Consider the following 25,883-nt stretch of genomic DNA (forward strand, 5'->3'; position numbering starts at 1 on the left):
CTCACCATGCTCGTCACCGCCATCGCCTCCATCCTCATGGTCATCGGCTGGTACGCCTGCCGCACCCGCATCCGCGACATCGCCCAAACCCGCGAAGGCCACACCGGACTCTCCCCCGTCATCGCCAACCCACCAGCCAACACCTTCATGAAATAGCCCCGCTTTAACGCTCGACGGCGGCACCCGGGTTCTGTGGCTGCAGAACCCGGGTGCCGCCGTCGGGGTTTAACGAAAAATCCGGCGTTGGCTACTTCCGCGAAGGTTTGACCACCAGGGCCGAGCCCCCGCCGCGGCGCGTCGGCTCGGCGACGGCAGTGACCTTCTTCCCGTCCTCGCTGAACTCGATGGCCGTCGCTGCGCCGATCTCCGCTGCAGAGGTGAACGCATCACCGGCCGGCACGAGCTTGTGGCCATACTGCGTCCCCAGCGTCGGGAAGGCGTCGATGAACGCCGGCTCGGCCGTTACGTTCGCGGTGTTCCGCTGGGACGCGCGCGGGGCGGCGAGCGCCTCCTCGATGGTCATGCCGAGGTCGATGCGGTTGATCAGCGTCTGCAGCACCGTGGTGATGATGGTGGAGCCACCCGGAGAGCCAAGGGCCAGGAACGGCTCGTCGTCCTTGAGCACGATGGTGGGTGACATGGAGGACCGCGGCCGCTTGCCGGGCTGGATCCGGTTGGGATCGGATTCGCTGAACACGGGCGAAAAATCGGTGAGTTCGTTGTTCAGGATGAACCCGCGGTCCGGCACAACGATTCCCGATCCGCCGGTCTGCTCGATGGTCAGGGTGTATTCCACCACGTTGCCCCATTTGTCCGAGACCGTGAGGTTGGTGGTGTTAATGTTCTCGGTGTCCTTCTCATCGGCGAGTGCCGCGGGCTCAATGTCACAGGTGCCGTCGTAGTCCGCTGCGTCACCGGCCGCCACAGGCTTCGTGGCTGCCTGGAGGGGGTCGATTTCACAGGCCCTCTCCTTGCCGAAGACCGGATCCAGGAGTTTCTTGGTGGGAACCTTGACGAAGGCAGGGTCCCCCACGTACTTGGCGCGGTCCGCGAACGCCAGCGCAGTCGCCTCGAGATAGTGGTGCAGGGCGGCAGGCTGGTCCTTCTTCAGGCCGGGAAGGTCGAAGACCTCCAGGATGTTCAGTGCCTCTCCCACGGTGGTGCCGCCGCTGCTGGAGGGCGCCATGCCGTAGACGTCGTAGCCCCGGTAGTTCACATGGGTGGGGTCCTGGTCCAGCGCCTCATAGTCGTCCAGGTCCTCGGTTGTCATCACGCCTGCGGGGCCGGGCAACGCATCCGTTCCGGGCGCTGAGGGGGCGTTCCGCACTGTCCGCACAATGTCCTCGGCCAGTTTGCCCTCATAGAAGGCGTCCATGCCCTTGCGGGAAAGAAGCTTGTACGTTTCGGCCAGGTCCGGGTTCTTGAAGACAGTTCCGACGGCCGGAGGGGCGCCACCGGGCAGGAACAGCTCCCTTGTTGCCTCGAACGGAGCAAAGCGGTCCTGGTTGTCCGCCGTTTGCTGGCGGAAGGTCTCGTCCACCAGGAACCCGTCCGTGGCCACTTCTATGGCGGGTTTCAGGACGTCGTCGAGGCTGAACCGTCCCCAGCGCTCCAGAGCCCGCTCCCACGTGGCCGGCGTTCCCGGGACACCCACGGAAATTCCGCTCGTGGCCTGCTTCTTGAACGCATACGGCTTGCCGTCGGCCGGATTGATGAACGCGTCTGTTGGCATCGCCGCCGGGGCAGTCTCCCGGCCGTCGATGGTACTGACTTTTTCCTTCTTGGCGTCGTAGTACACAAAGTAGCCGCCGCCCCCGATCCCGGCGCTGTACGGCTCGGTGACGCCCAGTGTTGCGGCCGCGGCGACTGCTGCGTCTACGGCGTTGCCTCCCTTGCGGAGGATCTTGATGGCGGCCGCGGATGCGTCCAGGTCGACGGTACTGACGGCACCGCCGTAGCCGGTCGCTACCGGGGTCTTTTTAGCGTCGTCGCCCTGCCCGGTACCGGCAGATGCCGGGCTGGTCAATGCACCGGTTGTCACGCTCATCGCCAGCGCTGCAGTGACCGCAGCGAACCGGCGTCCCAGATATGGCATGGTTGCTCCTGAAAAGGGTGCGAGTGAGGTGGATCACACGCTACTCCTCCCGTAATGGACACTCAACGCTCCCGCCTACCCTTGCTGCCTCGGTAGCATGAAAGCCACTGCCGGCAGTTGCACCACCAACACGGGCCCCGTCCGGGCCAGGGAAACGAGGTACCTCATGTCAGGATCCAAACTCGCCGTTGTGGGAGCCGGGAGTGTGGGAACCTCCCTTGCGTACGCCGCCCTGATCCGTGGTTCGGCCAGCAACATCGCCCTGTTCGACGTCAATGCCGCCAAGGCTGACGCCGAAGTGCTGGACCTCGCCCACGGCACCCAGTTCGCTGCCGCCGCTGCGTCCATGACCGGCGGCGGCGACATCGCCGTGACGGAGGGCGCCGACGTCGTGGTCATCACGGCCGGAGCCAAGCAGGCGCCCGGCCAGGCCCGGCTGGACCTCGCCGGAACCAACGTGCGGATCCTGGAAGAACTCATGCCCCAGCTCCTCAAGCACTCCCCGGACGCTGTCTACGTCCTGGTCACCAACCCCTGCGACGTGCTCACCGTTGCAGCGCAGAAGATCTCCGGGCTCCCGGCGGGGCGCATCTTTTCCTCCGGCACTGTCCTGGACACCTCCCGGCTGCGCTGGCTGCTGGCCCGCCGGGCGGGAGTGGCCGTGCCCAGCGTCCACGCCAGCATCGTGGGCGAGCACGGGGACACCGAGTTCCCCGTGTGGTCCACGGCAACCATCGGCCCCATCCCGGTCCGCGACTGGACGGTGGACGGGGAGCGCGTCTTCACCCCCGAATACCTGGCCGAGACGGCACGCGAAGTGACGCAGGCGGCGTATAAGGTCATCGCCGGCAAGGGCGCAACCAACTACGCGATCGGCCTCTCCGGCGGACGCATCGTGGAAGCCCTGCTCCGCGATGACAAAGCGGTGCTGCCGGTGTCCACGGTGCTGGACGGACAGCACGGGATCTCCGGGGTGGCCCTTTCCCTGCCGAGCGTCGTGGGGCGGGGCGGGGTCCACACCGTGCTGGAAATGCCCATGGACGACGGCGAGCTGGCAGCCCTGCAGCATTCCGCCGACACCCTGCGGCACACGCTGGGCACCCTGGGCATCTGAGCGCCTCCGCCGGCGCCCGGCCGGCCGTCATGCAACGCCCCCGCAACCCCCGGACTGCTGCGGTTCGCATATGCTCAGCAGAGCGCTGCACACCGCTGCTCTAAAAGTTCAACGACGAACCACCACAGGAGTAGACCCATGACCAACTGGCGCATCAGGGATTTCCATTCGGCGGACCTGGACGGGATCCTGCACCTCTGGGAAAGCCTCAAGGCAAGCAACGTGGAACCCGTCTACGCCCTCTCCGAGGTACTGGCTTCCTGCGAGAAGGACCATGCCGTGGTGGCGGTGCAGGGTGAGCAGGTGGTGGGGGCCGCCGTCGGACGCGCCGCCCACGACCAGGGCTGGATCGTCTTCCTGGCCACGCTGCCCGAATACCGCGGCCGCGGGATCGGCACCTCGCTGCTCGCCGCCGTCGAGAACCGCATGGCACCCCACGGCCTCAACAAGCTCTCAGCCCTCATGCCGGAGTCCGAAACCCGGGTGGAAGCGTTCCTCAGCCGGGGTTTCGCCCTGAAGAAGAACCTGCGCTACTTCGAACGCACCATCCCCGTCCAGCGGCAGGAACTCGGTGCGCTGGGCCAGCTCGGCGGACGCGTCCTGGCCCGGGACCTCTGGGAAAACGTGGCCGGCATGCGCAAGGAAAAGGAACTCCTGGAACGCCGCCTGGTCCTTCCGCTCGCCGAAGCGGACCTCGCCGACGAGTTCGGTGTGGTCCCGCCGCGCGCCGTGGTCCTCTTCGGCCCGCCCGGCACCGGCAAGACCACCTTCGCGAAAGCCATCGCCTCCCGCCTGGAATGGCCGTTCGTCGAAGTGTTCCCGTCCCGGCTCGCGGCCGACCCGCAGGGCCTGGCCGGGGCCCTGCGCGAGACGTTCCTGGAGATTGCCGAACTAGAGCACGCCGTGGTGTTCATCGACGAGGTGGAGGAAATCGCCTCCCAGCGCTCCGGTGAGCCGCCGTCCCCGCTGCAGGGCGTCACCAACGAGCTGCTCAAGATCATCCCGGCCTTCCGCGAACAGCCCGGCCGCCTGCTGGTCTGCGCCACCAACTTCATCCGCGCCCTGGACTCAGCTTTCCTGCGCCATGGCCGCTTCGACTACGTCATCCCCATCGGCCTGCCGGACCGGCAGGCCCGCGAAGCCATGTGGCAGCGCTTCATCCCCGCGCCCGTGGTAGACACCGTGGACGTGGAACTGCTCGTGGAGCGGACCGAGGGCTTTTCACCCGCGGACATTGAGTACGCCGCGCGCAGTGCGTCGCAGCGGGCTCTGGAGAACGTGGTCTACGGCAAGGACGACGACGGCGGGCTCGCTTCCGGAGGCGCGCTTTCCGTCCGCGGGGCGGTGCGGAAGGGCCCGTCCACCGAAGACTACCTGGACGCCATCGCCGACACCCGGACCACCGTCAGCGCCGAAGTGCACCAGGAGTTCCTGGAGGACATCGACGCCCTGGGCCGCGTCTAGGACATAACTTTCGGGGTGGGAACGGCGGGGCGTAATCTTTGACCCATGTCCTCCAATCCCCTCCGCCATGCCATGGCGCGCATGGGCGGCCGAGACCCGCACGAGGCACACCGGGCCGCCACTCCGCTTGAACTCTTCTTCGACCTGACCTTCGTCATCGCCTTTGGGGTTGCCGGCAGCCAGTTCGCCCACGAAGTCGCGGAAGCCCACGTCCTGGCCGGGCTGCTGGGCTTCTCCTTCGCGATGTTCGCCGTGATCTGGGCATGGATCAACTTCACGTGGTTCGCCAGCGCCTATGACACGGACGACTGGATCTTCCGCGTGGTCACCATGCTCCAGATCGTGGGGGTCCTGGTCCTGGCGATGGGGATCGAACCCATGTTCCACTCGCTGGTGGAGGGCGACCATGTGGACAACGCGGTGATGGTGGGCGGCTACGTGGTGATGCGGCTCGCCCTGGTATCCCAGTGGCTCAGGGCAGCCCGGCAGGACCCGGCCCGCCGCGAAACGTGCCTCCGCTACGCGCGGTATCTCGCGCTGGTGCAGCTGGGGTGGATCGCGGTAGCCGTGATCGAAGCTGACGTGCCCACCACGCTCCTCTTGATTGCGCCGCTGGTCATCCTCGAAATGGTCACCCCCTTCGCCGCCGAACGGAAAACCCGGACGCCCTGGCACGCGCACCACATCGCCGAACGGTACGGCCTGCTGGCCATCATCGCCCTGGGTGAATGCCTGATCGGCGCCATCGAGACACTCCGGGCCATCGTGGCCAACCACGGCTGGAGCGTTGACGCGGCGCTGGTGGGTTTCGGCGGGACGGCGCTGGCATTTGCCATGTGGTGGATCTACTTCATGCTGCCGGCCGGACGGGCCCTGCACCTGCGCCGGCACCGGTCTTTCCTCTTCGGCTACGGCCATATCCCCATCTTCGCCGCTATTGCGGCCACCGGCGCGGGCCTGCACGTCGCCGCGTACTACATTGACCACGAAGCCCACATCAGCGCAGCCGCCGCGGTGGCCAGCATCGCCATCCCGGTGGCACTGTTCAAGGGCTCCGTGACGTGGCTCTACAGCATCATGGTGGGCCCGGACCGCACGGTGATCACGGTTGCCGGCGGCGTGCTGGCCGCGATGGCCGCTTCAGTCGGACTGGCTGCGGCGGGCACATCGGTCCCCGTCTGCCTCCTGGTCATTGTGCTGGCGCTCGGCGCCTCCATCGTGATCGATGAACGCCGCGGGTCCAGCCGGCTGCATCTTGCCCTGCAGAAGCTGGAAGCAGCAGCTACCGCTCCCCGGGGGATGTAGCGCCGGGAGCCTCACTGCCGGCATCATCCCGCTCCGGCGCAGCAGGACCGCCGCCGTCGTAGGACAGGTTCTCGTAGTCCGTGGTGTCCTCCTCGTCCAACCGGTCATCCAGTTCCTCCAGCAGCCACGGATTCACGCGGGCCAGGATCTTCCGGATCTCCTCAACCTCGACGGCGGCGTACAGCACCGGGCGGGCGTCCCGGTACTTGGTGACAGGCGGCCTGTCCGGCCACTTGTCCGCCAACGCCTGGACGCGCTCAGGCAGCGAGTTGTGCGCGTTGTCCGCGATCTTGACCAGGGCGGCATCGTGGTCCTCGGCGATCTCGCGGATCCCTGCCTGGTAGTCGTCCGGGTTGCTGTGCAGCCGGTTAGTGACACGTTCAATGATTTCCACGGCCCGCTCCGATACGCCCATATCCAGCAGGGCCTGCCTGGTCATCGGGGTGTCCTCGGCGATGTCGTGCAGGTAGCCGGCGATCCGGATGTCGTCGTCGAAGTCAGCCAGCGCGTCCCCCACGGCGAGGACATGGTCCTTGTATGGCCTTTTCAGCTTGTCCTTCTGGCGGTTGTGGGCCACCTCGGCCAGGACCTTCGCGGTCTCTACAGTGAATGAGGGCGCCGGGGTCTGCTCCGCAGCATGCTGGTCTGACATGCCCTAAGCCTACGGGCCGCTCCACACCCAAGGCTCCCTCGGCAGGGCATTCGGGTCGAACGCAGCCAGCGCGTTCCCGAGCGGCCCTGCCGGGAGCCCCAGCGATTCCAGGAGCCGGTCCCGCACGGCAGCGGGGGGACTCCCCGCGTCCGCAAGGTCCTGCAGCGTTACCGCTCCGTCGCGCTTTGCCAGCCGGGCGCCGTCGTTATTCACCACCAGGGGGACATGCGCATATTCCGGAGAAGGAATACTCAGCAGGGATGCCAGGTAGGCCTGCCGCGGGGTGGACGGAAGAAGGTCGTCGCCGCGCACCACCTGGTCTATGCCCTGCTCCGCGTCGTCCACCACCACTGCGAGGTTGTAGGCCGTCACGCCGTCATTGCGGCGCAGGACGAAGTCGTCCACCACTCCGGTGAACTCCCCGTGCAGGAGGTCCCGCACCGTGTACTCGGCGGCTTCAGCGCGGAGCCGGATGGCGGCCGGCCTGGTGGAGCGCTTGAACTCCAGTTCAGCGGGATCGAGGTTCCGGCACGTTCCGGGGTAGGCACCCTGGGGCGCGTGCGGAGCGGACGGCGCCTCCTGGATTTCGCGCCGGGAACAGAAACACTCATAGGTGAGGCCTGCCGCCTCCAGCCGCGAGATCGCCCCGGCGTACAGCGGGCCGCGGGCGGTCTGGCGCACCACGCCGCCGTCCCAGGTGACCCCTACGGCGTGCAGGTCCCTCAGCTGCCCGGCCTCTGCCCCGGACCGGGCACGGTCGAGGTCCTCCACACGGAGCAGGAACGTCCGGCCGGTGGAGCGGGCAAACAGCCACGCGAGGATTGCCGTGCGCAGGTTTCCTACGTGGAGCTCCCCGGAGGGACTCGGGGCGAAGCGGCCGGCGGAATTCATGGTTCAACACTATGCGCGGGACCCGGTGCCCGGGGACAACACAAGGGCCCCTCAGCTACCGATGACTTCGGACATCCGACGCCGGTAGTTCAGGGGCCCTTGCCGTGTTTACAGAAAGACCATGGTGTGAACAAGAGTCAATCAGGGCAGCCTCCTTGCGGGAAGCGGTGTCCAGTGTCCGGGTGGTGTGCCGGTAGCCTGTGAGCCTGCGGGGATCGGCGGTAGCTTTGCCCTCATTGCCAATATTTCACCAGCATCCGTACAGTTGGTGCAACAGGCGCAGTCGCCGTTGATCAGTTTGACTACTCTGAACGGCGCAGAACGGCAGGAAGTGATCATATTGCAGGAACTGGACCCCACCGACAAGCGGATCCTCGGGGCGCTGGACGAGGATCCACGGGTTCCCATCATGGTGCTGGCCCAGCGGCTGGGCCTGGCCCGCGGCACCGTCCAGTCCCGGCTGGAACGCATGACGGCGTCGGGCGCCCTCCGCCCCAACAGCAGCAGGGTGCTTCCCGCCGCGCTCGGACGCGGGGTAGCCGCTTCCGTCAGCGCCGAACTGGACCAGAGCCACCTCAACGAGGCCATTGCCGCCCTCCGGGAGATCCCGGAGGTCCTGGAATGCCACGCTCCCGCCGGCGACACGGACCTGCTGATCCGTGTGGTGGCCACCAGCCCTGACGACCTCTACCGGGTGTCAGAGGAGATCAGGCTCTGCCCGGGCATCGTGCGCACCTCCACCAGCATGTTCCTGCGCGAGGTCATTCCGTACCGCACCACGGGGCTGCTCAAGGATTGACAGTCATACTGGAGGGCCCGCGTTGGACTTCAGGTTCTTCATCACCAGCGTGGACGTCAGGCGCTCGACGCCGGGCAGGGACGTAAGTTCGGCGTCGTAGAAGCGCTGGTAGGCGGGCAGGTCCTCGGCGATGACCTTCAGCAGGTAGTCGGGGGAACCGAAGAGCCGCTGGGCCTCCACAATGTTGGGATTGTCCGCCACGCGGTTCTCGAAGATCTCCATGGTTGCCTGGTCCACCTGGCGGAGCGTGACAAAAACGATCGCCTCGAACCCCAGGCCCACGGCTGCGGGGTCGATGTCCGCCTTGTAGCCCCGGATGACGCCTGCCCGTTCCAGGTCGCGCAGCCGCCGGTGGCAGGGAGCAACCGTCAGGCCCACTTTTCCGGCGAGCGCCGTGGCGGTCATGCGGCCGTCCTCTTTGAGGTGCCGCAAAATGTTCCTGTCAATATGGTCAATCACGCAAGAATCTTACCGTCCAGCCAGCTCGGCCAGCGAAAAAGGACAGCACTTCCGCACCCAAAGTATCTAGTGTTTCCCCTGTTGGATCGCACAGCAGGAGAAACCATGAACCCCGAGCTCTTTTTGGCCTTTGTACTGGTGGCCGCCGCCCTTGCCTGCACCCCCGGCGTGGACTGGGCCTACTCCATCGCTGCCGGCCTCAGGCAGCGCAGCTTTGTGCCGGCGGTGGCGGGGCTCTGCGGCGGATACGTCCTGCACACGGTCCTGCTGGTGGCGGGACTGGCTGCGGTCCTCACGGGCGCGCCGGGGGTTCTCGGCTGGATCACCCTGGCCGGCGCCGGGTACCTGATGTGGCTCGGTATCAGCACCCTCCGCTCCTGGCGGGCGGCGAGCTTCACGGCCGGGGACGGCAGCGGCGGCAGCACGGGGCTCCGCACCTTCCTCCAGGGGATGGGCACCAGCGGCATCAATCCCAAGGGCCTGCTGTTCTACGTGGCGCTTGTTCCCCAGTTCGTCAGCGCGGATGCCTCCCTGCCGGTCCCGGTGCAGTCGGGCCTGCTGGGCATGACGTTCGTGCTGCTCGCGGGACTCGTGTACACCGCCGTCGCCCTGCTGTCCCGCACCCTGCTGCAGACCCGCCCCGGCGCCGCCCGGACGGTGACCCTGGCCAGCGGTATCATCATGGTGGTCCTGGCGCTGGCGCTGCTTGCCGAGCAGCTGCTGCCGGTCCTCACGGCCAGCAACTTCGCTGCAGCCGGGTAGGCCACCCTAGTCGTCGCTGAGCTTCTTCCAGTCCTGTTCCCAGATCCGGCGCATCTCCTCGTCCTTGCGGATGGGCACCGGCGCGGCGATCTCCCTCTGCGGCACCGGGTCCTCGTGCCGCCGTCCCCAGTCCCGCGGGTTAAGCGACCTCCGGCTGGAGTCAAGGAGCAGCAGCGCCCTGTCCGTGAGGGCGTCGTTCCGCAGCGTCAGGTGCGTCTTCCGCCGGCGCAGGACCTCGGCGAGGGTCTGGTTCGCGGCCTCCAGGCGCCCTTCCCGCCGCAGTGCCCGGGCCCGGACCAGGAGCAGCGCGGCGGAGAGATCATCCGCGTTGAGCAGCCCGTCGGTCCAGTCGATGACTGTCCGGCTCCTGCCCAAGGTCAGCGCCAGCGAACAGCGCGCCAGGGCCATAGGAAGCGACGGCGGCAGTCCCGAGAGGGCGTCCAGTGCAGCTTCCGTGCGCCCCGTCTCCCGCAGCGAGTGCGCCAATGCCAGAAAGACCGACTCCTCGCTGAACAGGACAGGGATTTCCACACGCTCGACCAGCTCGATCCGTGTAACGATCCTGGTGAGGTAAGTGGACGAGTAGCGGTTGGCTTCGTCCTCGTTCCTGGTGGTGAGGCCACGCTGGAGAAGCTCCGATGCGCGCAGGTAGCCGCCCTGCTTGTAGACCAGCAGTCCGGACATGAGGTAGCAGAGCCCGGCCCACCCCGGGTACGCCCTGGCGAGCGTGATCAGCTGCTCAGGCTGCCGGCTGGTGAACACGGCGTCGTGCACAGCCTTGGCCGGCTTGGGCATCATGCGCTTCAGGCGGGGGATCTCACCGTCCACCGAGAGCAGCGAGGGGTGGCGCCCGCCAAGCACGCCGGTGAGCAGTTCGCCCACTCCCCCGGCGAGGTCATGGACGGGCGTACGCAGCTGCGGCTGGCCGAAGGGTGTGAGGTCGCGGCTGTCCCAATAGATCGGTGCAGTGTCCCCGGCGGTCATCTTTCCATGCTAGCCGTGCTCAACCGCCTACGCCGAGGACCGGCTGCCGGCCGGACAGTGCGGAGGCAGGCCTAGGCCCGCTCCATGAACCATTCGGTGAAGGCGGCGGCACGGCCTTCCCCGTCGAACCGGATAACCCACAGGTTGTCGTAGGAGGGCCGTCCGGCCGAGTAGGTGGTTACGCCCTGGACGAAGGCGGTGTCCGCGTCCGCTCCGAGGAGCTTCCACGTGAAGGTCCAGTCTGCCGGTTCGTCCCGGGCCGCAAGCCAGCCGTCCACGATGCCATCCTGGCCCATCCACGCCTCCGGATCGCCCGGCCGCGTCTCGTACCGCGCGTCCTCCGTAAAGAGGTCCCGGATGTCCCCGGGCTGGTTGCTGGCCCAGGCGGCCTGGTATTTTTCCATCCAGGCGTGCACGTGGTCCCGGGCTGAAGGTTGGTCCGTCATGGTGCCGTTGTACGCCCTGCGCCGTGCAGGCGCAAGCACTTTCAGCCGTTGGCGGCGGCCACCCAGACGCCGATCACCCAGGTGCTGGCGGCCAGGCAGGCCAGGCCGAACTCGGCAAGCATGCCAAGCCCGGTGGCTTTGAGGGCGGCCCAACTGGAGGTTGTTGCGGAGCCAATGTTCCGGGTGCGCAGGAATTCACTCAGCAGCAGGCCCGCGGCAAAACCCACAAAGAGCCCCACCACGGGAATGATGAACATGCCCACCACGCCCGCAACCAGGGCAACGGCGATGCTCCGGCTCGGAATGGCGTGCTCCTTGAGCTTCCTGCCGGTGAGTACTGCACTGGCGGCCATGCCTGCCACCACGAACACCATGGCAACCGCGAACACCACCCAGCCCGCAGTCCCGGCCCCGCCCCAGATGGCCCAGGCGAGCAGGCCCGCGCCGATGAGTATGCTTCCCGGGAGGACCGGAATCACCGTTCCCGCCACGCCCACAAGGATTGCCAGGCCGCACAGGATGGTCACCACGGTTTCCGAGTTCATGGGTCCCAGTCTATGGTTGGCGCCCGCTTAACCCCCGACGGCGGCGCCTCCCGCGCAGGGGAGGCACCGCCGTCGTACGTTCCTTGAGGGAAGGGGCGCTACTCGGCTACCACCGCGGCCGCCACTGCCGCCGTCACGGCGGGGGCAACCCGCGGATCCAGGGGGCTGGGGACAATGTAGTCCGCCGACAGGTCCTCCGCCGCAAGGTCGGCGATGGCGTAGGCTGCGGCGAGCTTCATGGCCGGGGTGATGCGGCGGGCGCCGGCGTCCAGGGCACCGCGGAAGATGCCCGGGAAGGCCAGGACGTTGTTGATCTGGTTGGGGAAATCGCTGCGCCCGGTGGCCACCACGGCGGCGTACTTCACGGCGACCTCGGGCAGCACCTCCGGGTCCGGGTTGGAGAGCGCGAACACAATGGCGTCCCGGTTCATGAGCTTCAGGTGCTCCTCGTCCAGCTTGGAGGAGGAGACGCCGATGAAGACGTCGGCGCCGTCGAGGGCTTCGGCCGGGCCGCCTTCCACGCCGCGGGGGTTGCTGCGTCCGGCAATGTCCGCCTTCTTGCTGCCGGTGTCCGCGGCAAGATCCCCGCGTGCACTGTTGATGACGCCCCGGGAATCCAGCAGGACGACGTCGGTGATGCCGGCCGCGAGCAGGATCTCGGCGACGGCGATGCCGGCCGCCCCTGCTCCGGAGACCACGACGCGCAGGCTCTCCAGGCCGCGGCCGGTCACCTTGGCGGCGTTGGTCAGGGCGGCGAGGGCAACGACGGCGGTGCCGTGCTGGTCATCGTGCATGACGGGGCAGTCCAGCGCCTCGATCAGCTTTTCCTCCAGCTCGAAGCAGCGTGGCGCGGAGATGTCCTCGAGGTTGACGGCGCCGAAGCTGGGGCGCAGGCGGACCAGGGTCTCCACGATTTCGTCCACGTCGGTGGTGTTGAGGACCAGGGGGATCGAGTCGAGGTCGCCGAAGGTCTTGAACAGGGCGGACTTGCCCTCCATGACGGGGAGCGAGGCGCTGGCTCCGATGTTGCCCAGGCCCAGGACAGCTGTCCCGTCACTGACCACCACGACGAGCCGCTCGGCCCAGGTGAGCGTACGGGCAAGCTCGGGCTTGGCGTGGATGGCCCGGCTGACCTCTGCTACGCCCGGCGTGTAGGCGATGGACAGGTCCCGCTTGTTGGAGAGCGGGACGGTGCTGGCGATGGAGAGTTTGCCGCCCTGGTGGGCGTCAAAGATCTCGGCTTCGGTCAGGGCGGTGGCTGCGGAATTGTCAGTTGCTGCAAGTGCGTCAATGGACACGTCGTTGTCTCCTGGTGCTGGCCGTGGGCACACGGCTCGTGGGGCATGAGCCAATGGCTCGGGCGGTGGCTGGGGTGCGGCCGGATACCCAGGGGTGGCGGGCCCGTGGGAGCCTGGGGGATTGGTCCCCGCTGCTCCGTTTGGACAATCGTAGGGCCCGCCACACGGGACAGCCTCCGGCTTGACACGGGCCAGCTGCTGCCTAAGCGTTTTACCGCGCGATTATGTGGTCCACGTCACGGCATTATGGCTGATTTAAGGCCGGATTGGTCTAGACCTGTTACGCGCTGTGGTGGAGTGTGTAGCCGGGCTCGCTGGCCGGCGAGAGGCGCGCACACGCCTTTTTGAGGTCTTCCTCCGCCTCGAAGAGGGACAGCCGGCGGTTCCGGACGGACTGGACCAGACCAGTGATCGCCAGCAGCAGCACACAGGCGGCAGTGGCGTCACCGGAGGCTGAAGCAACCGCTTTTTCACTCAGCGCGTCGATTTCACGCAGGAGGCCGGTGGTGTCCCGGTCCGGGAGGTAGACGCCGCGGCTGAGGCACTGCTCCACTGCAGGCTGCATCACGCGCATATGGAACATTTCCATCACCAGGTTCCCGAGGGCCCTGCCGCGGAAGCGGGCCGCCGTGGTCCGTCCGGTTCCCTGGAGTTCCTCCAGCTGGTGGCGGTAGAGCGCGAGCATCAGGTGCACCGGGGAAGGAAAGTACCGGTAGAGCGTCCCCAGTGGCACGTCCGCCCTCGCCGCCACTTCCACCATGTCCACGGAATCCAGCCCCTTGCGCGCAACCCCTCCTGCAGCCTCCAGGATCTTGGTATACCGGTGCCTCTGGCGCGGTGCGGAGGGCCTTGGGGCCATAGGCGGATGGTCTGCAATGGTGTCGGGCATCAGCGTTCCGGGGTTGTGTTCCAATGGTGCAGCAGCCACGATCGTCCCCTGCCGGACCGCCGCCAAATCCGGATCAACTATACGGCACGGCAGTGTGGCGTAATTAGTCAGCGGCCTTAGTTCCGGGCGCCCGGCAGGTCAGCGGACGCTCTTGATCTTCACCACAAAGACGGCACCCAGCAGGCCGATGACGGCAGCGGTGATGAACAGGGAGCGGTACCCGCCCCAGTAGGTGACGGCGGCCAGGGCCAGCGCCGGGGCCACCACCTGCGGAAGGGAGTTGGCCACGTTGATGATGCCCATGTCCTTGCCCCGGTCCGCCGCCAGGGGCAGGACCTGCGTCAGCAGGGCGAAGTCGACCGCCAGGTATGCGCCGAACCCGATCCCCAGGACGGCTGCGCCCGCCAGGGCTCCGGGCCACACGGGGAAGAACGCCATGATCAGCGCCGCCATGGCAATGGTGGCCGAGGAGCCGATCACGAACGGCTTGCGGCGGCCAACCCTGTCACTCCACGGGCCGGCAGCCACCGCGGTGATCATCACCATCACCGCGTAGATGCCCGTGAGGACCAGCACGCCCGCCGCGGGATCCTCATGCTTCAGGATGTCGCGGAGAAAGAAGAGCAGGTAGACGATGGTCAGTTGGTTGCCCACGTTCACGAGGAAGCGGGTAAGCCAGGCCCACGCGAAATCAGGGTACCGCCGCGGACTGATCCAGAATCCCCGGAGGAACAGCCCCGGACGGAAGCGGGGCAGGACGCCCCTGTGGAGCACGGGATCGTCCCGGTGGAAGAGGTATGGCAGCACGGACAGAAGAAGGGCGGCGGCGCAGAGCCAGTAGCCCACCATGAAGTTGCCGGATACCACGGCTCCGAAGACAGCGCCCGTGAGGATACCCAGCGTCTGGCCCATGGCGGCCAGTCCGCCTACCTTCCCGCGCTGGGGCACGGGCACCCTGTCCGGGACCGCGGCGGTAATCGCAGCGTACGCCGCGTTTGCCCCCAACTGGACCAGGCACCAGAACAGCACCATGAGGGCCACGGTGCCCGCCCCGGACATGGCCAGGAGGGCGACAGCCGCCAGCACGGCACCCGCCAGTACCCACGGCGAGCGGCGGCCAAAGCGGGACGTGGTGCGGTCCGAGAGGGCGCCGAAGAGGGGGTTTGCCACCAGCGAGACCGCAGCCCCGCATGCCGTGGCAAGGGACAGGATGGCTTCCTTGCTGGGCTCGTCGATACTGATGGCCTGCTGCCCAATGAAGACGTTGATGGGGCCGAAGAAGGCGGCGTTGATGCCCACGTTCACCAGGACCAGCCCGGTCACCCACCGCGCGCTGACCTGCCGCGTTGGTTCGGCGAGCGCCGCCGCCGGACCGTCCGGGGGAACGGCACTGTGGCCCTGGGGTGAGGGGCCAAGGGGTGCGGGCGTATCGGACAGACTCATGACGTGTTCCCCCGGCTGCGGCTAAATGGCGACGGAGTCAGACTATCGTGGGCGGTACCGTGCCGGCTTGTAAGACGGCCGCGGTCACCAGGACGGCCACCAGCACCGAGGAGAACACCATGAGCGCAGCGCCAACGCCGGCGGAGGGCACCGCCGCCGTCAACACGGCGGACCTGTACGACGAACGCGGAGACGAACTGGCGTCCGTATCGCTGCAGTTCCAGACCCTGGGCGGCCGCTCCCACTTCAGCGGACAGGTGCGGACCATCCGCTGCTTCCAGGACAACGCCCTGGTGAAGTCCACGCTGGCCACGCCCGGCAACGGCAACGTGCTGGTGGTGGACGGCGCAGGCTCGCTGGACACCGCCCTGATGGGGGACATGATCGCCGAAAGCGCCGTGGCAAACGGCTGGGCCGGCGTCGTCATCAACGGCGCAATCCGCGACCGTGAGGCAATCGCCGCACTGGACCTCGGAGTGAAGGCCCTGGGCAGCAACCCCCGCAAGAGCGCCAAGGCCGGCGCCGGCGAGGTGGATGTTGACGTGGAAATCGACGGCGTGACCATCCACCCCGGGTCCATGATCTGGTGCGACCCGGACGGGATCCTCGTGGAGCGGTATTCCCCCGCCTGGAATATTTCTCCGGGGGGAGGAATAGGACTGCACCTAGGATAGTTACTGAAAGCAACTATCAACGCGTGATCCCTTTCCTTCCCCCTGGAGTACCCATGTCCACAGCACCTGCCGCGCGCCCTGCCGGAGAAACCCTGACACAGCGCCAGATCGTCACCGTCATGGTGGGCCTGATGCTGGGCATGTTCCTGGCATCGCTGGACCAGACCATCGTGTCCACGTCCATCTACACCATCGCCAACGACCTGGACGGGCTCTCGCTCCAGGCCTGGGCAACCACTGCCTACCTGATCACCTCCACGGTCAGCACCCCGTTGTACGGCAAGCTGAGCGACATTTTCGGCCGCCGCCCGCTGTACCTGACCGCCATCGTGATCTTCCTTGCGGGCTCGCTGTATGCGGGGTCGGTGCACTCCATGACCGAACTGGCGCTGGCCCGCGGTGTCCAGGGGCTCGGGGCGGGCGGCCTGCTGGCCCTCGCGCTGACCATCATCGGCGACATTGTCTCGCTCAAGGACCGGGCAAAGTACCAGGGCTACTTCATGTCCGTGTTCGGTATCTCCTCAGTGTTGGGCCCGGTGGTGGGCGGCGCATTTGCCGGTTCCGCCAACATCCTGGGTTTTGAAGGCTGGCGATGGGTGTTCTTCATCAACCTGCCCATCGGCCTGGCCGCGCTCACCGTAGTGTTCCTGTTCCTGCACCTGCCGGCCAAGCACGTGAAGCAGAAGATCGACTACTTTGGCGCGGCGGCCATCACGCTGGCCATCGTGCCGCTGCTGCTGGTGGCGGAGCAGGGCCGCAGCTGGGGCTGGGCGTCCTTCCACTCCTTCCTCTGCTATGGCCTGGGCGTGGTGGGCATCGCCTGGTTCCTGCTGGCCGAGAAACGTGCCGGCGACTACGCCCTCATTCCCCTGCGCCTCTTCCGGAACGTCACGTTCGGCCTGTCCTCGCTGCTGAACTTCATCATCGGCATCGGCATGTTCGGGGCCATCGCCATGCTCCCGCTGTACCTGCAGCTGGTGAAGGGCCTCACGCCCACGGAAGCGGGCCTGATGATGATCACCTTCACCGTGGGCATCCTCACCGGCTCCATCACGGCGGGCCGCACCATCTCGGCGTCCGGCACGTACCGGATCTTCCCCATCATGGGCACGGCCATCCTCACGGCGGCCGCCACCGCCATGGGGCTCTCCCTGGGCGTGGACACGGGCCTCTGGGTTCCCGGTGTGATCGCGGTGTTCTTCGGAATGGGCCTGGGCTTCTGCATGCAGCCGCTCACCCTGGCCATGCAGGTGTCCGTGCCGCGCCGCGACATGGGGGTGGGCACTTCCTCAGCTGCGTTCTTCCGCTCCATGGGCGGCGCCGTGGGGACGGCCGTGTTCATCTCCATGCTGTTCAGCCTGGCGGCGGCCCGGATTGCCGACACCATGAAGTCGGCGATGGGAAGCCTGGAGTACCAGGCCGTCCTGCAGGACCCGGCCGTTGCAACGGATCCGGCCAACGCCAAGCTGTACGAGTTCTTCCAGAACGGCGCCTCCAACGAATCCCTCAATGACACCAGCTGGCTCCACGCAGCCAACAGCACGCTGACGCGCCCCATCACGGAGGGCTTCGCGTACGCCATCGACGCGGTCATGCTCACGGCGGCCGTGCTCACCGGACTGGCGTTCCTGATCAGTTTCGCGCTGCCCAACAAGAAGCTCACGGACTCAAAGGCGGCCTCCCAGGAGCCGGTGCCGGCCCACTAAGCCAGCCCGCTCCAAACAGGGGACGACGACGGCGGCGCCTCCCGCCGTCGTCGTCCCCTGTTTGCTGCCAAGCGGGCCCGCCCGACTGGAACGGCGCTCCGTGGCATGGAACACTGTGTAACGCGTGTGCGCCGGCCCAGGGCCGGTTCCGCAGCCGACGACGTCCGCACCGCATCCACCAAAACCCAGACCTAGGGAGACCCATGCCCACTGCACAGGAGCAGACAACCGCCCAAATACCGCAGCGGGTGATCTGGCTGGCGCTCGCGGGCGCGGTGGGCGGATTCCTGTTTGGCTTTGATTCGTCGGTGGTCAACGGCGCCGTGGATGCCATGAAGGACGAGTTCGCGCTGTCAGAGGCCGTGACCGGCTTCGCGGTGGCCGTCGCGCTGCTTGGCTGCGCTGCCGGCGCCTACCTTGCTGGCAAGGTGGCAGACCATTACGGGCGCATCCCTGCCATGAAGCTGGGTGCGCTGCTCTTCTTGGTCAGCGCCCTGGGCACGGGCTTCGCCTTCGGCGTCTGGGACCTGGTCTTCTGGCGCCTGGTGGGCGGCCTGGGGATCGGCCTCGCCTCGGTTATCGCCCCCGCCTACATTTCCGAGATTTCGCCGCGGCACGTCCGCGGCCGACTGGCCTCGCTGCAGCAGCTGGCCATCACCACAGGCATCTTTGCCGCGCTGCTGTCCGACGCGCTCCTGGCAACCAGCGCCGGCGGCGCCGACCAGGCCTACTGGCTGGGGATCGAGGCGTGGCGCTGGATGTTCCTGGCCGCAGCGCTGCCCGCAGCGGTGTACGGCTGGATCGCCTTCACCCTTCCCGAATCCCCGCGATTCCTGGTGTTCCAGGGCAAGGAAGACGAAGCCCGGAAGGTCTTCGACTCCATCGTCCCCGTCGGAGAAACGGACCGCCACATCCGGGAAATCCAGGACGCCATCGAAGAGGACAAGCTGGCCGGCCAAAAAGGCTCCGTGCGCGGCAAGACGTTCGGCCTGCAGGCAGTGGTGTGGGTGGGCATCACCCTGTCCGTCCTGCAGCAGTTCGTGGGCATCAACGTGATCTTCTACTACTCCACCACCCTTTGGAAGGCCGTGGGCTTCCAGGAGAAGGACTCGCTCACCATCTCCGTGGCCACGTCCGTCACCAACATCCTGGTCACGCTGGTGGCGATCGCCCTGGTGGACCGCATCGGGCGCCGGCCCATCCTGCTGGCCGGCTCCGTGGGCATGGCCGTGTCCCTGGGGGCCATGGCCGTGGCCTTCTCCACCGCCGTTGGCTCAGGTGAGGACATTTCCCTGCCCGGCGCGTGGGGTCCGGTGGCACTGGTGGCGGCCAACGTCTTCGTGGTCAGCTTCGGCGCCTCGTGGGGTCCGCTGGTGTGGGTCCTGCTGGGTGAGATCTTCCCGTCGCGGATCCGTGCCCGGGCCCTGGGCCTGGCCGCGGCAGCCCAGTGGGTGGCCAACTTTGTGATCACGCTCAGCTTCCCGGTGATGGCCGCCGGCTCGCTGCCGCTCACCTACGCCATGTACGCCCTGTTTGCCGCGGCGTCCTTCTTCTTCGTGATGTTCAAGGTGCCGGAGACCAACGGGATGTCCCTGGAGCAGGCCGAAACGCTGTTCGTGGCCAAGGGCTCGAAGAAGGCCTAGCGCCCGCCTCCGTTCTGCACCCTTCAACGGGCATTGCACCCCGGAACTCCCGGGTGCAGTGCCCGTTTGTGGGTGCAGCGGTCAGAGCGGAAGCTTCATGCCTTCGTGGTCGGCCGTGAAGCCGAGGCGCCCATAGAAACGGTGCGCCGCCGTCCGCGATTTGTGGGTGGTCAGCTGCATCAGTGTGCAGCCGCGGCGCCGGGACTCGTCGATGGCCCACTGCATCATGAGGTTGCCGAGGCCCTGGCCCCGGACGCCGGCCGCCACCCGCACGCCCTCGATCTGCGAGCGCCAGGCGCCCCGCCGCGAGATGCCGGGCAGGAAGCTGACCTGGAAGGTGGCCACCACGTGACTGTCCGCTGACCCTTGACGCACCAACTCCCCCACGACGAGCAGGTGGCGGGGGTCGGCGTCGATCGCTTCAAAGGCCCGCTCATACGGTTCCAGGTCCCCATGACTTTCGCGCGCGGCACCCATGGAATCGTCCGCAAGGAGCTCCACGATGGCAGGCAGGTCTCCGCGTGTGGCGGGGCGGAGGCGGAAGGTTCCGCTGCCGACGTCGGCAGTCATCACAAAGGGCGGGGTACCGGAAGAAGTGGGTTGCGTTGTCACGGAACCAGCATTCCACGGCCTCGCCTGCGTCCTTGCCCTCAGCCGCGCCCCATGTTTGGCTTGGGGACGAGCGTTGGAATGGATTACCTGATTGGGGGAGGTCCGCCATGGATCAGAAAACTTTGTCAGCCCTGCCTAAAACAACCCTGAGGGCAGGAATCATCATTGGTGCGGCCGGCGCGGTCGCGGTCATCCTTGCTCCCCAGATCCTCCAGTCACTGCAGCTGGGGCCGTCCTACTCGCAGGCAGTGGGCACGCTCCTCAGTGTGGTCTTCCAGCTCGTCACCCTGTTCTTCCTGCCGTTCTCCGCGGCCCTGATAGCCGGATCCCTGGTGATGCGGTACGTGGGCTCAGTGCTCACCGGGGCCGCAGCGGCTGGTCAGGCGAAGTAGACGCCGATCCGGTTGCCGTCGATGTCCTCGATGCGGATGTCGATGTCGTAGACGTCGCGGAGCATGGCCTGCTGCATGATCTGCCGGGGGCTGCCCTGGTGGACCAGCCGCCCGTCCTTCATGGCCAGGATGGTGTCCGAATAGCAGGATGCGAAGTTGATGTCGTGGACCACCAGGACGATTGTCTTCCCGAACTCGTCAGCCAGGCGCCGGAGGAGCCGCATCATCTCCACGGAGTGCTTCATGTCCAGGTTGTTCAGCGGCTCATCGAGCAGCAGGTAGCGGGTGTCCTGCGCGAGCACCATGGCAATGAAGGCCCGCTGGCGCTGGCCGCCCGAGAGCTCGTCCACGAACTTGTCCGCCATGGCCGCCAGGTCCAGGTGGCCGATCGCCTCTTCCACCTTGGCCAGGTCCTCCACGGTGGGCCGGCCGCCGGAGTGCGGGAACCGGCCGAAGGCCACGAGGTCCCGGACCGTGAGGCGCATAGTGAGGTGGTTCTCCTGCCGCAGGATGGCCATGGTCCGGGCGAGTTCCCGGCTGTCCGTGGCGGCGACATCCAGTCCGGCAACGGAGACGGAACCGGACTCAAGGGGCTGGAGCCTGCTGATGAGCGAGAGCAGCGTGGATTTCCCTGCCCCGTTGGGGCCGATGATGGAAGTGATGCCGCCGGCGGGAATGACGCAGCTGACGCCGTCCAGGACAGCCTGGCCGCCGTAGCTCTTGGAGACGTTCCGGACGTCGATCATGGCCGGACTCCCCCGGCCATGATGTCAGGAGTTGGGCGGGTCATTTCAGGGAGCCTTTCAAAAGGAGGTAGAGGAACAGGATGCCGCCCGCGAACTCGATGACCACGCTCAGGGCGGTGCTGAAGCCGAAGACCTGCTCCAGCAGCAGCTGCCCGCCCACCAGGGCCACAGCGCCGACCAGCACCACGATGGGCAGCAGCCAGGCATGGCTGAACCCGCGGCACAGCTGGTAGCCCAGGCTCACCACCAGCAGGCCGAAGAACGTAACGGGCCCCACCAGCGCGGTGGACACGGCCACAAGCAGCGAGCATCCCAGCAGCACGCGCATCACCACCTTCCGGTGGTCGACACCCACGTTGATGGCTACGTCCCGCCCCAACGCCAGCACGTCCAGCATGTGCCGTGCCCGCCACACCACAGCACACACAGCCGCAACAATCACCGCCGAGACACCCAGCAGTGCCGGATCCACGTTGTTGAAGCTTGCGAAGAACAGGTCCTGGAGGATGATGAACTCGCTGGGTTCCATGAGCCGCTGCAGCAGGGAGGACAGTCCGCGGAAGAGGCTGCCGAGGACCACCCCCACCAGCAGGAGAAGATGCAGCGAACGGGTGGCACCGGTGAACATCCAGCGGTACAGCAGCGCACTGAACGCCACCATCAGCAGCACTTCGAGGCCGAACTGCAGCGTGGGCGGGGCGGCCACCACTGCGGCGGCTCCGAGGGTGAATGCCAGCACCGTCTGGACCAGGATGTACAGCGAATCGAAGCCCATGATGGACGGCGTCAGGATACGGTTGGCCGTGACGGTCTGGAACAGGAGCGTGGATACGCCCACGGCAACGGCCACCAGCAACATGGCGGCCAGCTTGATGGCCCGGCGCGGCAGGATGTAGCCCACGTTGCCCTTCAGGTCGAAGAACAGGAAGAAGCAGACGACGGCGGCAGCCACCGCGAGCAGGATGCCTGCCACCATGCGCGGCGGGGCATTGCGGAGGGCGGCTTTGAGTTTCCGGGGAACCGGGCGCTGCACTGCGGCCGGCCGCTGGGCGGCGGCAGGATCTTCCGGCGGCCGCAGTGTTGTGCTGTCAGGCATTGCGTTTCCTCAGGATCAGGACGAGGAACAGGACAGCGCCCAGCACGGACATCACCATGCCCACCGGGACCTCGTAGGGGTAGCGGATGGTGCGGCCGATGATGTCGCACACCAGCACGAAAGCGGCCCCGAACAGTGCTGTCCACGGAACGGCGCGGCGGAGGTTATCGCCGAAGATGAGGGACACGATGTTGGGCACCACGAGTCCCAGGAAGGGTACGGCCCCCACGGTGGTGACCACCACGGCAGAGATCAGCGAGACGATGATGAGCCCCAGCCTCATGGTCCTGCCGTAGTTCAGTCCCAGGTTGGTGGTGAAGTCCTGGCCCATCCCGGCCACGGTGAACCGGTCCGCGGCCAGCAGCCCCAGGAGCATCAGGAGGGCGACAATCCACAGCAGCTCATACCGGCCCCGGAGGACACCGGAGAAGTCGCCGATCATCCAGTTGCTCAGGGTCTGCAGCAGGTCATAGCGGTAGGCAAAGAAGGTGGTGACGGCGGCAATCACCCCGCCCAGCATGATGCCCACCAGCGGGATGAGGAGGGTGTTGCGTACCGGCAGGCGGCGCAGGATGGCCAGGAAAAGGGCCGTCCCCAGCATCGCGAAGGTGCTGGCCACCAGCATTTTGGCCAGCACCGGGGCCTGCGGTGCGAAAACCGTCACTACCAGGATTCCCAGGGTGGCGGACTCGACAGTACCTACGGTGGAGGGCTCCACGAAGCGATTGCGGGCCATGAGCTGCATGATGAGCCCGGCAACCGCCACCGCCATCCCGGCCAGGACCACGGCAAGTGTCCTGGGAACGCGGGAAATCCAAAAAACGTCGGTCGTCGCGGGATCGCCGGATAAAAGGCCCGGCAGGGAGACGTCGCTGACGCCCACGAACATGCTGGCGATGGCAAGGGCAAGGACGGCAGTTGCGGCCGCAGCCAGGCCGGCACTGTGGCGGGCCCGGCTGCGGGTTGCCGGCGCAAGCGGGCGCACGGCGGTGGCGGTCATGGGTGTGTGAGCCCGGTTGGAGGCTCTAGGCCACGGAGTCGGCAACGGCGTCCACCATTGCTTCGACGTTGTTGAGGCCGTAGCCCACGATGTACCAGCCGGCAGGGTCAAGGTTGATGACCTTGTTGTTCTGGACGGCGTTGGTGGACCGGACGAGTTCGTTGTCCAGGATGGGGTTGGCGTCGGCGCCTTCGGTGCCCACCGCGGTGTCGCGGTTGATGACATACAGGATGTCCGGGTTGACCTGCTTGATGTACTCGAAGGACACAGCCTCGCCGTGGCTGCCCTCAACCTTGACGTCTGCCGCGGTGGGGACGCCCAGGACGTCGTGGATGATGCCGAACCTGGAGCCTGCGCCGTAGGCGGTGACCTCGCCGCCGGAGGTCAGGACAATGAGACCCTTGCCGGCGCCGGCCGCCTTGGTTCTGGTCTCTGCGATGGTGGCGTCCACCGCGCCCAGCTTCTCCTCCACCTCGGCGGACTTGCCGAAGATGGTTCCCAGCTTCCCGGCCTGCTCCTTGAAGCTTTCCATCGGCCCGGCGGCGTCGATGGACAGGTCGATGGTGGGGGCGATCTTGCTCAGTTCCTCGTAGGCTCCGGCGGTCCGGCCGGAGATGATGATGAGGTCGGGGTCGCCGGCGCTGACGGCTTCGAAGTCGGGCTCCTTCAGGGAACCGATCTTGGTGTACTTCGCGTCGGCGTACTTGTTGAGCGCGTCCGGATAGGCAGCCTCGGGCACGCCGGCGGGCTCAACGCCCAGCGCGTCAAGGGTGTCCAGGACGCCGAGGTCGAACGTGAAGACCCTCTCCGGGTTGACGGGAACGTTGGCGGTGCTGCCCTGGGCGTGCTCCACGGTGATGGTGGCCGCCTCACCAGCGGGCGTCGCCGTCGCGCTCCCGCCGCACGCCGTGACGGCCAGGAGCGCCGCTCCCGCCGCAAGTGCCCCCAGGTAGCTCGACAGCCTCTTCTTCACTTTGTTCTCCGCTCGGATAATACGTCACAAGTTCGTTGCCTAATAGCCCAGAGCCTATAAGTAAGGGAAGGCTAACTTCAAAGCGGGAGGGGCAGTATTCCGTCACAAGTGGGGGACATCACAACGCACGACGCCGGCACCCAGGTGAGTGCCGGCGTCGTGCGTTTGCAGAAGGGTTGGGGAAAAAGCCGCATCAACTGCGAGAGGGTTCCCGAAAAGGCTGCAGCAAGTGCAAGAGGGTGCAGTCAGTGCGGGAGGATTAGGCCGGGGCCTTGGCAGCCTCCGCCTGCCGCTCCTCCACCAGGGTTGCCACCGCGTTGAACAGTGGGTGGCCGGGCTCCAGCCCGGTGATGCGGGCAGTGGCGTCCGCCGGGCTGGAGGAGGCCAGGATGCCGGCCAGCTCCGTTGCCTCGGCGTCGGCCGGATCGGTGAAGCGCAGGGCCGCGGCGATGGCGCCCAGGAGCGCCTCCGGCACAATGCCCCGTTCCGCCAGTTCAGCGGCCGGACCGATGAACCGTTCATGCCGGCTCAGCTTCCGCAGCGGAGCGCGGCCCACCCGGTTCACCGTGTCAGGAAGGTAGGGGTTGGAGAACCGGACCAGGATCTTCTGGACATAGGCCTCCTGCTCGTCGTTGCTGAAGCCGTGCTTGGAGACCAGCAGCTGCTTGGTCTCCTCCAGCACCGCCCGAACATCCTCGGCCACGTCCTGGTCGGCCATGGCCTCGGAGATCTTCTCCAGGCCCGCCTCGAACCCGAAGTACGCTGCCGAGGCATGGCCGGTGTTCACCGTGAACAGCTTCCGCTCGATGTACGGCGAGAGATCGTCCACGAACGTGGCACCCGGGATGGCCGGTGCCGCCCCTGCAAAGGCGGTGCGGTCGATGACCCACTCGTAGAAGGTCTCCACGGTGACGTCCAGGCCCTGCCCGGCTTCCTGGTTGGGAACGATCCGGTCCACGGCGGTATTGGCGAACACAGCCTTCCCGTCCAGCGCGCTGGCGGCAGCCCCCGGCTGGGAGGCCACCTCCTTGGCCAGGATGTCCGTGGCGTTGATGGCGTTCTCGCAGGCCATGACCTGCAGCGGGGCCAGGCCCGAGTCCCTCGCCGCAATGCCTTTGGCGATGGCAGGGGCCACGAACTTCAGGATGTGGGGGCCCACGGCGGTGGTGACGATGTCCGCCGTCGCAATCTCTGCGATGAGCTCCGCTTCCTGCGTGGTGGAGTTCAGCGCCCGGAAGTTGTTGACCGTCCGCACTGCAGGGTTCTCCCCCACCTCGTGCACGGAGTAGCCGTCCGCCGCTGCCAGCTGGGCGATGAGTTCCTCCGCCACGTCGGCGAACACCACCTCGTACCCGGCATCATGTAGGAGCAGGCCCACAAAGCCACGGCCGATGTTCCCGGCCCCGAAATGAACAGCCTTCACTATGCGTTGACCTTTCCGAAGAGTTCCAGGACTTCATCCACCGAGGTGGCTGCCTCCAGCCGGGCAACCTGCTCCTTGCTGGTGAAGACCTTCGCGATGGAGGACAGGATGTGCAGGTGCTCGTTGTTGACCCCTGCCACGCCCACCACGAACTTGACCTGCTTACCGTTCCAGTCGATGCCCTGGGGGTAGCGGATCACGGACACCGCGGACTTCCGGATGTGGTCCTTGGCGGCGTTGGTGCCGTGCGGGATGGCCAGGAAGCTGCCCATGTAGGTGGACACGGATTCCTCGCGCTCGTGCATGGCGGCAATGTAGCCCTCATCCACGGCGCCGCGCGCCAGCAGCAGCCTGCCGGCCTCGTCGATTGCGGCGTCGCGGGTTGTGGCTGAACCGTCCAGCACCACGCTCTCACGGGCCAGGATCTCCGGCGCGCCGGCGGTTCCGGCGGCGGGAGCCGCGTCCACGGGGG

26 protein-coding genes are annotated in these 25,883 nt (G+C 66.9%); 9 read left to right on the plus strand and 17 right to left on the minus strand.

Features of this window, described 5'->3' with window-relative positions; translation table 11 throughout:
* Positions 1-247: 247 nt before the first annotated feature.
* Positions 248-2,095 (minus strand): gamma-glutamyltransferase, encoded by a 1,848-nt coding sequence (gene ggt, locus ACKAE7_RS15315; RefSeq protein WP_408979648.1) that lies wholly within the window; start codon positions 2,093-2,095, stop codon positions 248-250.
* 166 nt (positions 2,096-2,261) lie between these two features.
* Between ggt and ACKAE7_RS15320 the strand changes: the two genes are divergently transcribed.
* The 3 genes from ACKAE7_RS15320 (at position 2,262) to ACKAE7_RS15330 (ending at position 5,978) form a co-directional block, all read left to right on the plus strand.
* Complete coding sequence (locus ACKAE7_RS15320) at positions 2,262-3,209, plus strand: L-lactate dehydrogenase (RefSeq protein ID WP_408979662.1); 948 nt, start codon at positions 2,262-2,264, stop codon at positions 3,207-3,209.
* 138 nt (positions 3,210-3,347) lie between these two features.
* A complete protein-coding gene (locus ACKAE7_RS15325) occupies positions 3,348-4,673 on the plus strand; it encodes an ATP-binding protein (RefSeq protein WP_408979649.1) in 1,326 nt (441 codons plus the stop codon).
* Positions 4,674-4,718: 45 nt separating this feature from the next.
* A complete protein-coding gene (locus ACKAE7_RS15330; RefSeq protein WP_408979650.1) occupies positions 4,719-5,978 on the plus strand; it encodes a low temperature requirement protein A in 1,260 nt (419 codons plus the stop codon).
* Here the strand turns inward: ACKAE7_RS15330 and ACKAE7_RS15335 are convergent.
* Positions 5,956-6,630 (minus strand): HD domain-containing protein, encoded by a 675-nt coding sequence (locus ACKAE7_RS15335; protein ID WP_408979651.1) that lies wholly within the window; start codon positions 6,628-6,630, stop codon positions 5,956-5,958. The genes ACKAE7_RS15330 and ACKAE7_RS15335 overlap by 23 nt on opposite strands.
* A gap of 9 nt (positions 6,631-6,639) precedes the next feature.
* Positions 6,640-7,521, minus strand: a complete 882-nt coding sequence (gluQRS, locus tag ACKAE7_RS15340; RefSeq protein WP_408979652.1) for a tRNA glutamyl-Q(34) synthetase GluQRS — start codon at positions 7,519-7,521, stop codon at positions 6,640-6,642.
* Between the two features lie 340 nt (positions 7,522-7,861).
* Here gluQRS and ACKAE7_RS15345 point away from each other — a divergent pair, with 340 nt between their 5' ends.
* Complete coding sequence (locus ACKAE7_RS15345; protein ID WP_188811010.1) at positions 7,862-8,320, plus strand: Lrp/AsnC family transcriptional regulator; 459 nt, start codon at positions 7,862-7,864, stop codon at positions 8,318-8,320.
* 3 nt (positions 8,321-8,323) lie between these two features.
* On the opposite strand, the gene ACKAE7_RS15350 is transcribed toward ACKAE7_RS15345, so the two are convergent.
* Complete coding sequence (locus tag ACKAE7_RS15350; RefSeq protein ID WP_082874273.1) at positions 8,324-8,779, minus strand: Lrp/AsnC family transcriptional regulator; 456 nt, start codon at positions 8,777-8,779, stop codon at positions 8,324-8,326.
* A 105-nt stretch (positions 8,780-8,884) separates the two neighbouring features.
* Here ACKAE7_RS15350 and ACKAE7_RS15355 point away from each other — a divergent pair, with 105 nt between their 5' ends.
* Positions 8,885-9,541: a LysE family translocator gene (locus ACKAE7_RS15355; RefSeq protein ID WP_408979653.1), complete on the plus strand. Its 657-nt coding sequence runs from the start codon at positions 8,885-8,887 to the stop codon at positions 9,539-9,541.
* Positions 9,542-9,547: 6 nt separating this feature from the next.
* Here ACKAE7_RS15355 and ACKAE7_RS15360 read toward each other — a convergent pair whose 3' ends face one another.
* From ACKAE7_RS15360 to ACKAE7_RS15385, 6 genes are all read right to left on the minus strand, one after another.
* The gene (locus ACKAE7_RS15360) at positions 9,548-10,525 is read right to left on the minus strand and encodes a hypothetical protein (protein WP_188810898.1); all 978 of its coding nucleotides are present in this window, start codon (positions 10,523-10,525) and stop codon (positions 9,548-9,550) included.
* Between the two features lie 71 nt (positions 10,526-10,596).
* Positions 10,597-10,971 (minus strand): nuclear transport factor 2 family protein, encoded by a 375-nt coding sequence (locus ACKAE7_RS15365; protein ID WP_408979654.1) that lies wholly within the window; start codon positions 10,969-10,971, stop codon positions 10,597-10,599.
* A 41-nt stretch (positions 10,972-11,012) separates the two neighbouring features.
* Complete coding sequence (locus tag ACKAE7_RS15370) at positions 11,013-11,516, minus strand: DUF456 domain-containing protein (RefSeq protein ID WP_366287850.1); 504 nt, start codon at positions 11,514-11,516, stop codon at positions 11,013-11,015.
* 98 nt (positions 11,517-11,614) lie between these two features.
* On the minus strand, positions 11,615-12,814 hold the full coding sequence (locus tag ACKAE7_RS15375) for an NADP-dependent malic enzyme (RefSeq protein WP_190612961.1): 1,200 nt from the start codon (positions 12,812-12,814) through the stop codon (positions 11,615-11,617).
* Between the two features lie 280 nt (positions 12,815-13,094).
* Positions 13,095-13,703 (minus strand): TetR/AcrR family transcriptional regulator, encoded by a 609-nt coding sequence (locus ACKAE7_RS15380; protein WP_408979663.1) that lies wholly within the window; start codon positions 13,701-13,703, stop codon positions 13,095-13,097.
* A gap of 138 nt (positions 13,704-13,841) precedes the next feature.
* Positions 13,842-15,146: an MFS transporter gene (locus ACKAE7_RS15385; RefSeq protein ID WP_408979655.1), complete on the minus strand. Its 1,305-nt coding sequence runs from the start codon at positions 15,144-15,146 to the stop codon at positions 13,842-13,844.
* Positions 15,147-15,265: 119 nt separating this feature from the next.
* Here ACKAE7_RS15385 and rraA point away from each other — a divergent pair, with 119 nt between their 5' ends.
* From rraA to ACKAE7_RS15400, 3 genes are all read left to right on the plus strand, one after another.
* Positions 15,266-15,820: a ribonuclease E activity regulator RraA gene (rraA, locus tag ACKAE7_RS15390; protein ID WP_408979656.1), complete on the plus strand. Its 555-nt coding sequence runs from the start codon at positions 15,266-15,268 to the stop codon at positions 15,818-15,820.
* A 53-nt stretch (positions 15,821-15,873) separates the two neighbouring features.
* Positions 15,874-17,526, plus strand: a complete 1,653-nt coding sequence (locus tag ACKAE7_RS15395) for an MDR family MFS transporter (protein ID WP_408979657.1) — start codon at positions 15,874-15,876, stop codon at positions 17,524-17,526.
* A gap of 203 nt (positions 17,527-17,729) precedes the next feature.
* Positions 17,730-19,169, plus strand: coding sequence for a sugar porter family MFS transporter (locus ACKAE7_RS15400; protein ID WP_408979658.1), 1,440 nt, complete (start codon positions 17,730-17,732; stop codon positions 19,167-19,169).
* Positions 19,170-19,250: 81 nt separating this feature from the next.
* On the opposite strand, the gene ACKAE7_RS15405 is transcribed toward ACKAE7_RS15400, so the two are convergent.
* Positions 19,251-19,739 (minus strand): GNAT family N-acetyltransferase, encoded by a 489-nt coding sequence (locus tag ACKAE7_RS15405; RefSeq protein WP_408979664.1) that lies wholly within the window; start codon positions 19,737-19,739, stop codon positions 19,251-19,253.
* A gap of 149 nt (positions 19,740-19,888) precedes the next feature.
* On the opposite strand from ACKAE7_RS15405, the gene ACKAE7_RS15410 reads away from it, so the two are divergent.
* Entirely contained in the window at positions 19,889-20,173 is a 285-nt protein-coding gene (locus ACKAE7_RS15410) for a hypothetical protein (RefSeq protein ID WP_188810880.1), read from the plus strand.
* Here ACKAE7_RS15410 and ACKAE7_RS15415 read toward each other — a convergent pair.
* The 6 genes from ACKAE7_RS15415 to ACKAE7_RS15440 form a co-directional block, all read right to left on the minus strand.
* Entirely contained in the window at positions 20,161-20,919 is a 759-nt protein-coding gene (locus ACKAE7_RS15415; RefSeq protein WP_408979659.1) for an ABC transporter ATP-binding protein, read from the minus strand. The genes ACKAE7_RS15410 and ACKAE7_RS15415 overlap by 13 nt on opposite strands.
* A gap of 40 nt (positions 20,920-20,959) precedes the next feature.
* On the minus strand, positions 20,960-22,015 hold the full coding sequence (locus tag ACKAE7_RS15420) for an iron chelate uptake ABC transporter family permease subunit (protein WP_408979660.1): 1,056 nt from the start codon (positions 22,013-22,015) through the stop codon (positions 20,960-20,962).
* The gene (locus ACKAE7_RS15425; protein ID WP_190612968.1) at positions 22,008-23,015 is read right to left on the minus strand and encodes an ABC transporter permease; all 1,008 of its coding nucleotides are present in this window, start codon (positions 23,013-23,015) and stop codon (positions 22,008-22,010) included. Before ACKAE7_RS15425 ends, ACKAE7_RS15420 begins: the two co-directional genes overlap by 8 nt.
* Positions 23,016-23,040: 25 nt before the next feature.
* Positions 23,041-23,988: an ABC transporter substrate-binding protein gene (locus ACKAE7_RS15430; protein ID WP_190612969.1), complete on the minus strand. Its 948-nt coding sequence runs from the start codon at positions 23,986-23,988 to the stop codon at positions 23,041-23,043.
* A gap of 259 nt (positions 23,989-24,247) precedes the next feature.
* Positions 24,248-25,411: a mannitol-1-phosphate 5-dehydrogenase gene (locus ACKAE7_RS15435; protein ID WP_190612970.1), complete on the minus strand. Its 1,164-nt coding sequence runs from the start codon at positions 25,409-25,411 to the stop codon at positions 24,248-24,250.
* Positions 25,411-25,883: PTS sugar transporter subunit IIA (locus ACKAE7_RS15440; RefSeq protein ID WP_408979661.1), on the minus strand; the 473-nt coding region annotated here is incomplete at its 5' end. The genes ACKAE7_RS15440 and ACKAE7_RS15435, both read right to left, overlap by 1 nt.

The sequence above is a fragment of the Pseudarthrobacter sp. NKDBFgelt genome (genome assembly GCF_046097905.1).
Classification (GTDB): Bacteria; Actinomycetota; Actinomycetes; order Actinomycetales; family Micrococcaceae; genus Arthrobacter; species Arthrobacter polychromogenes.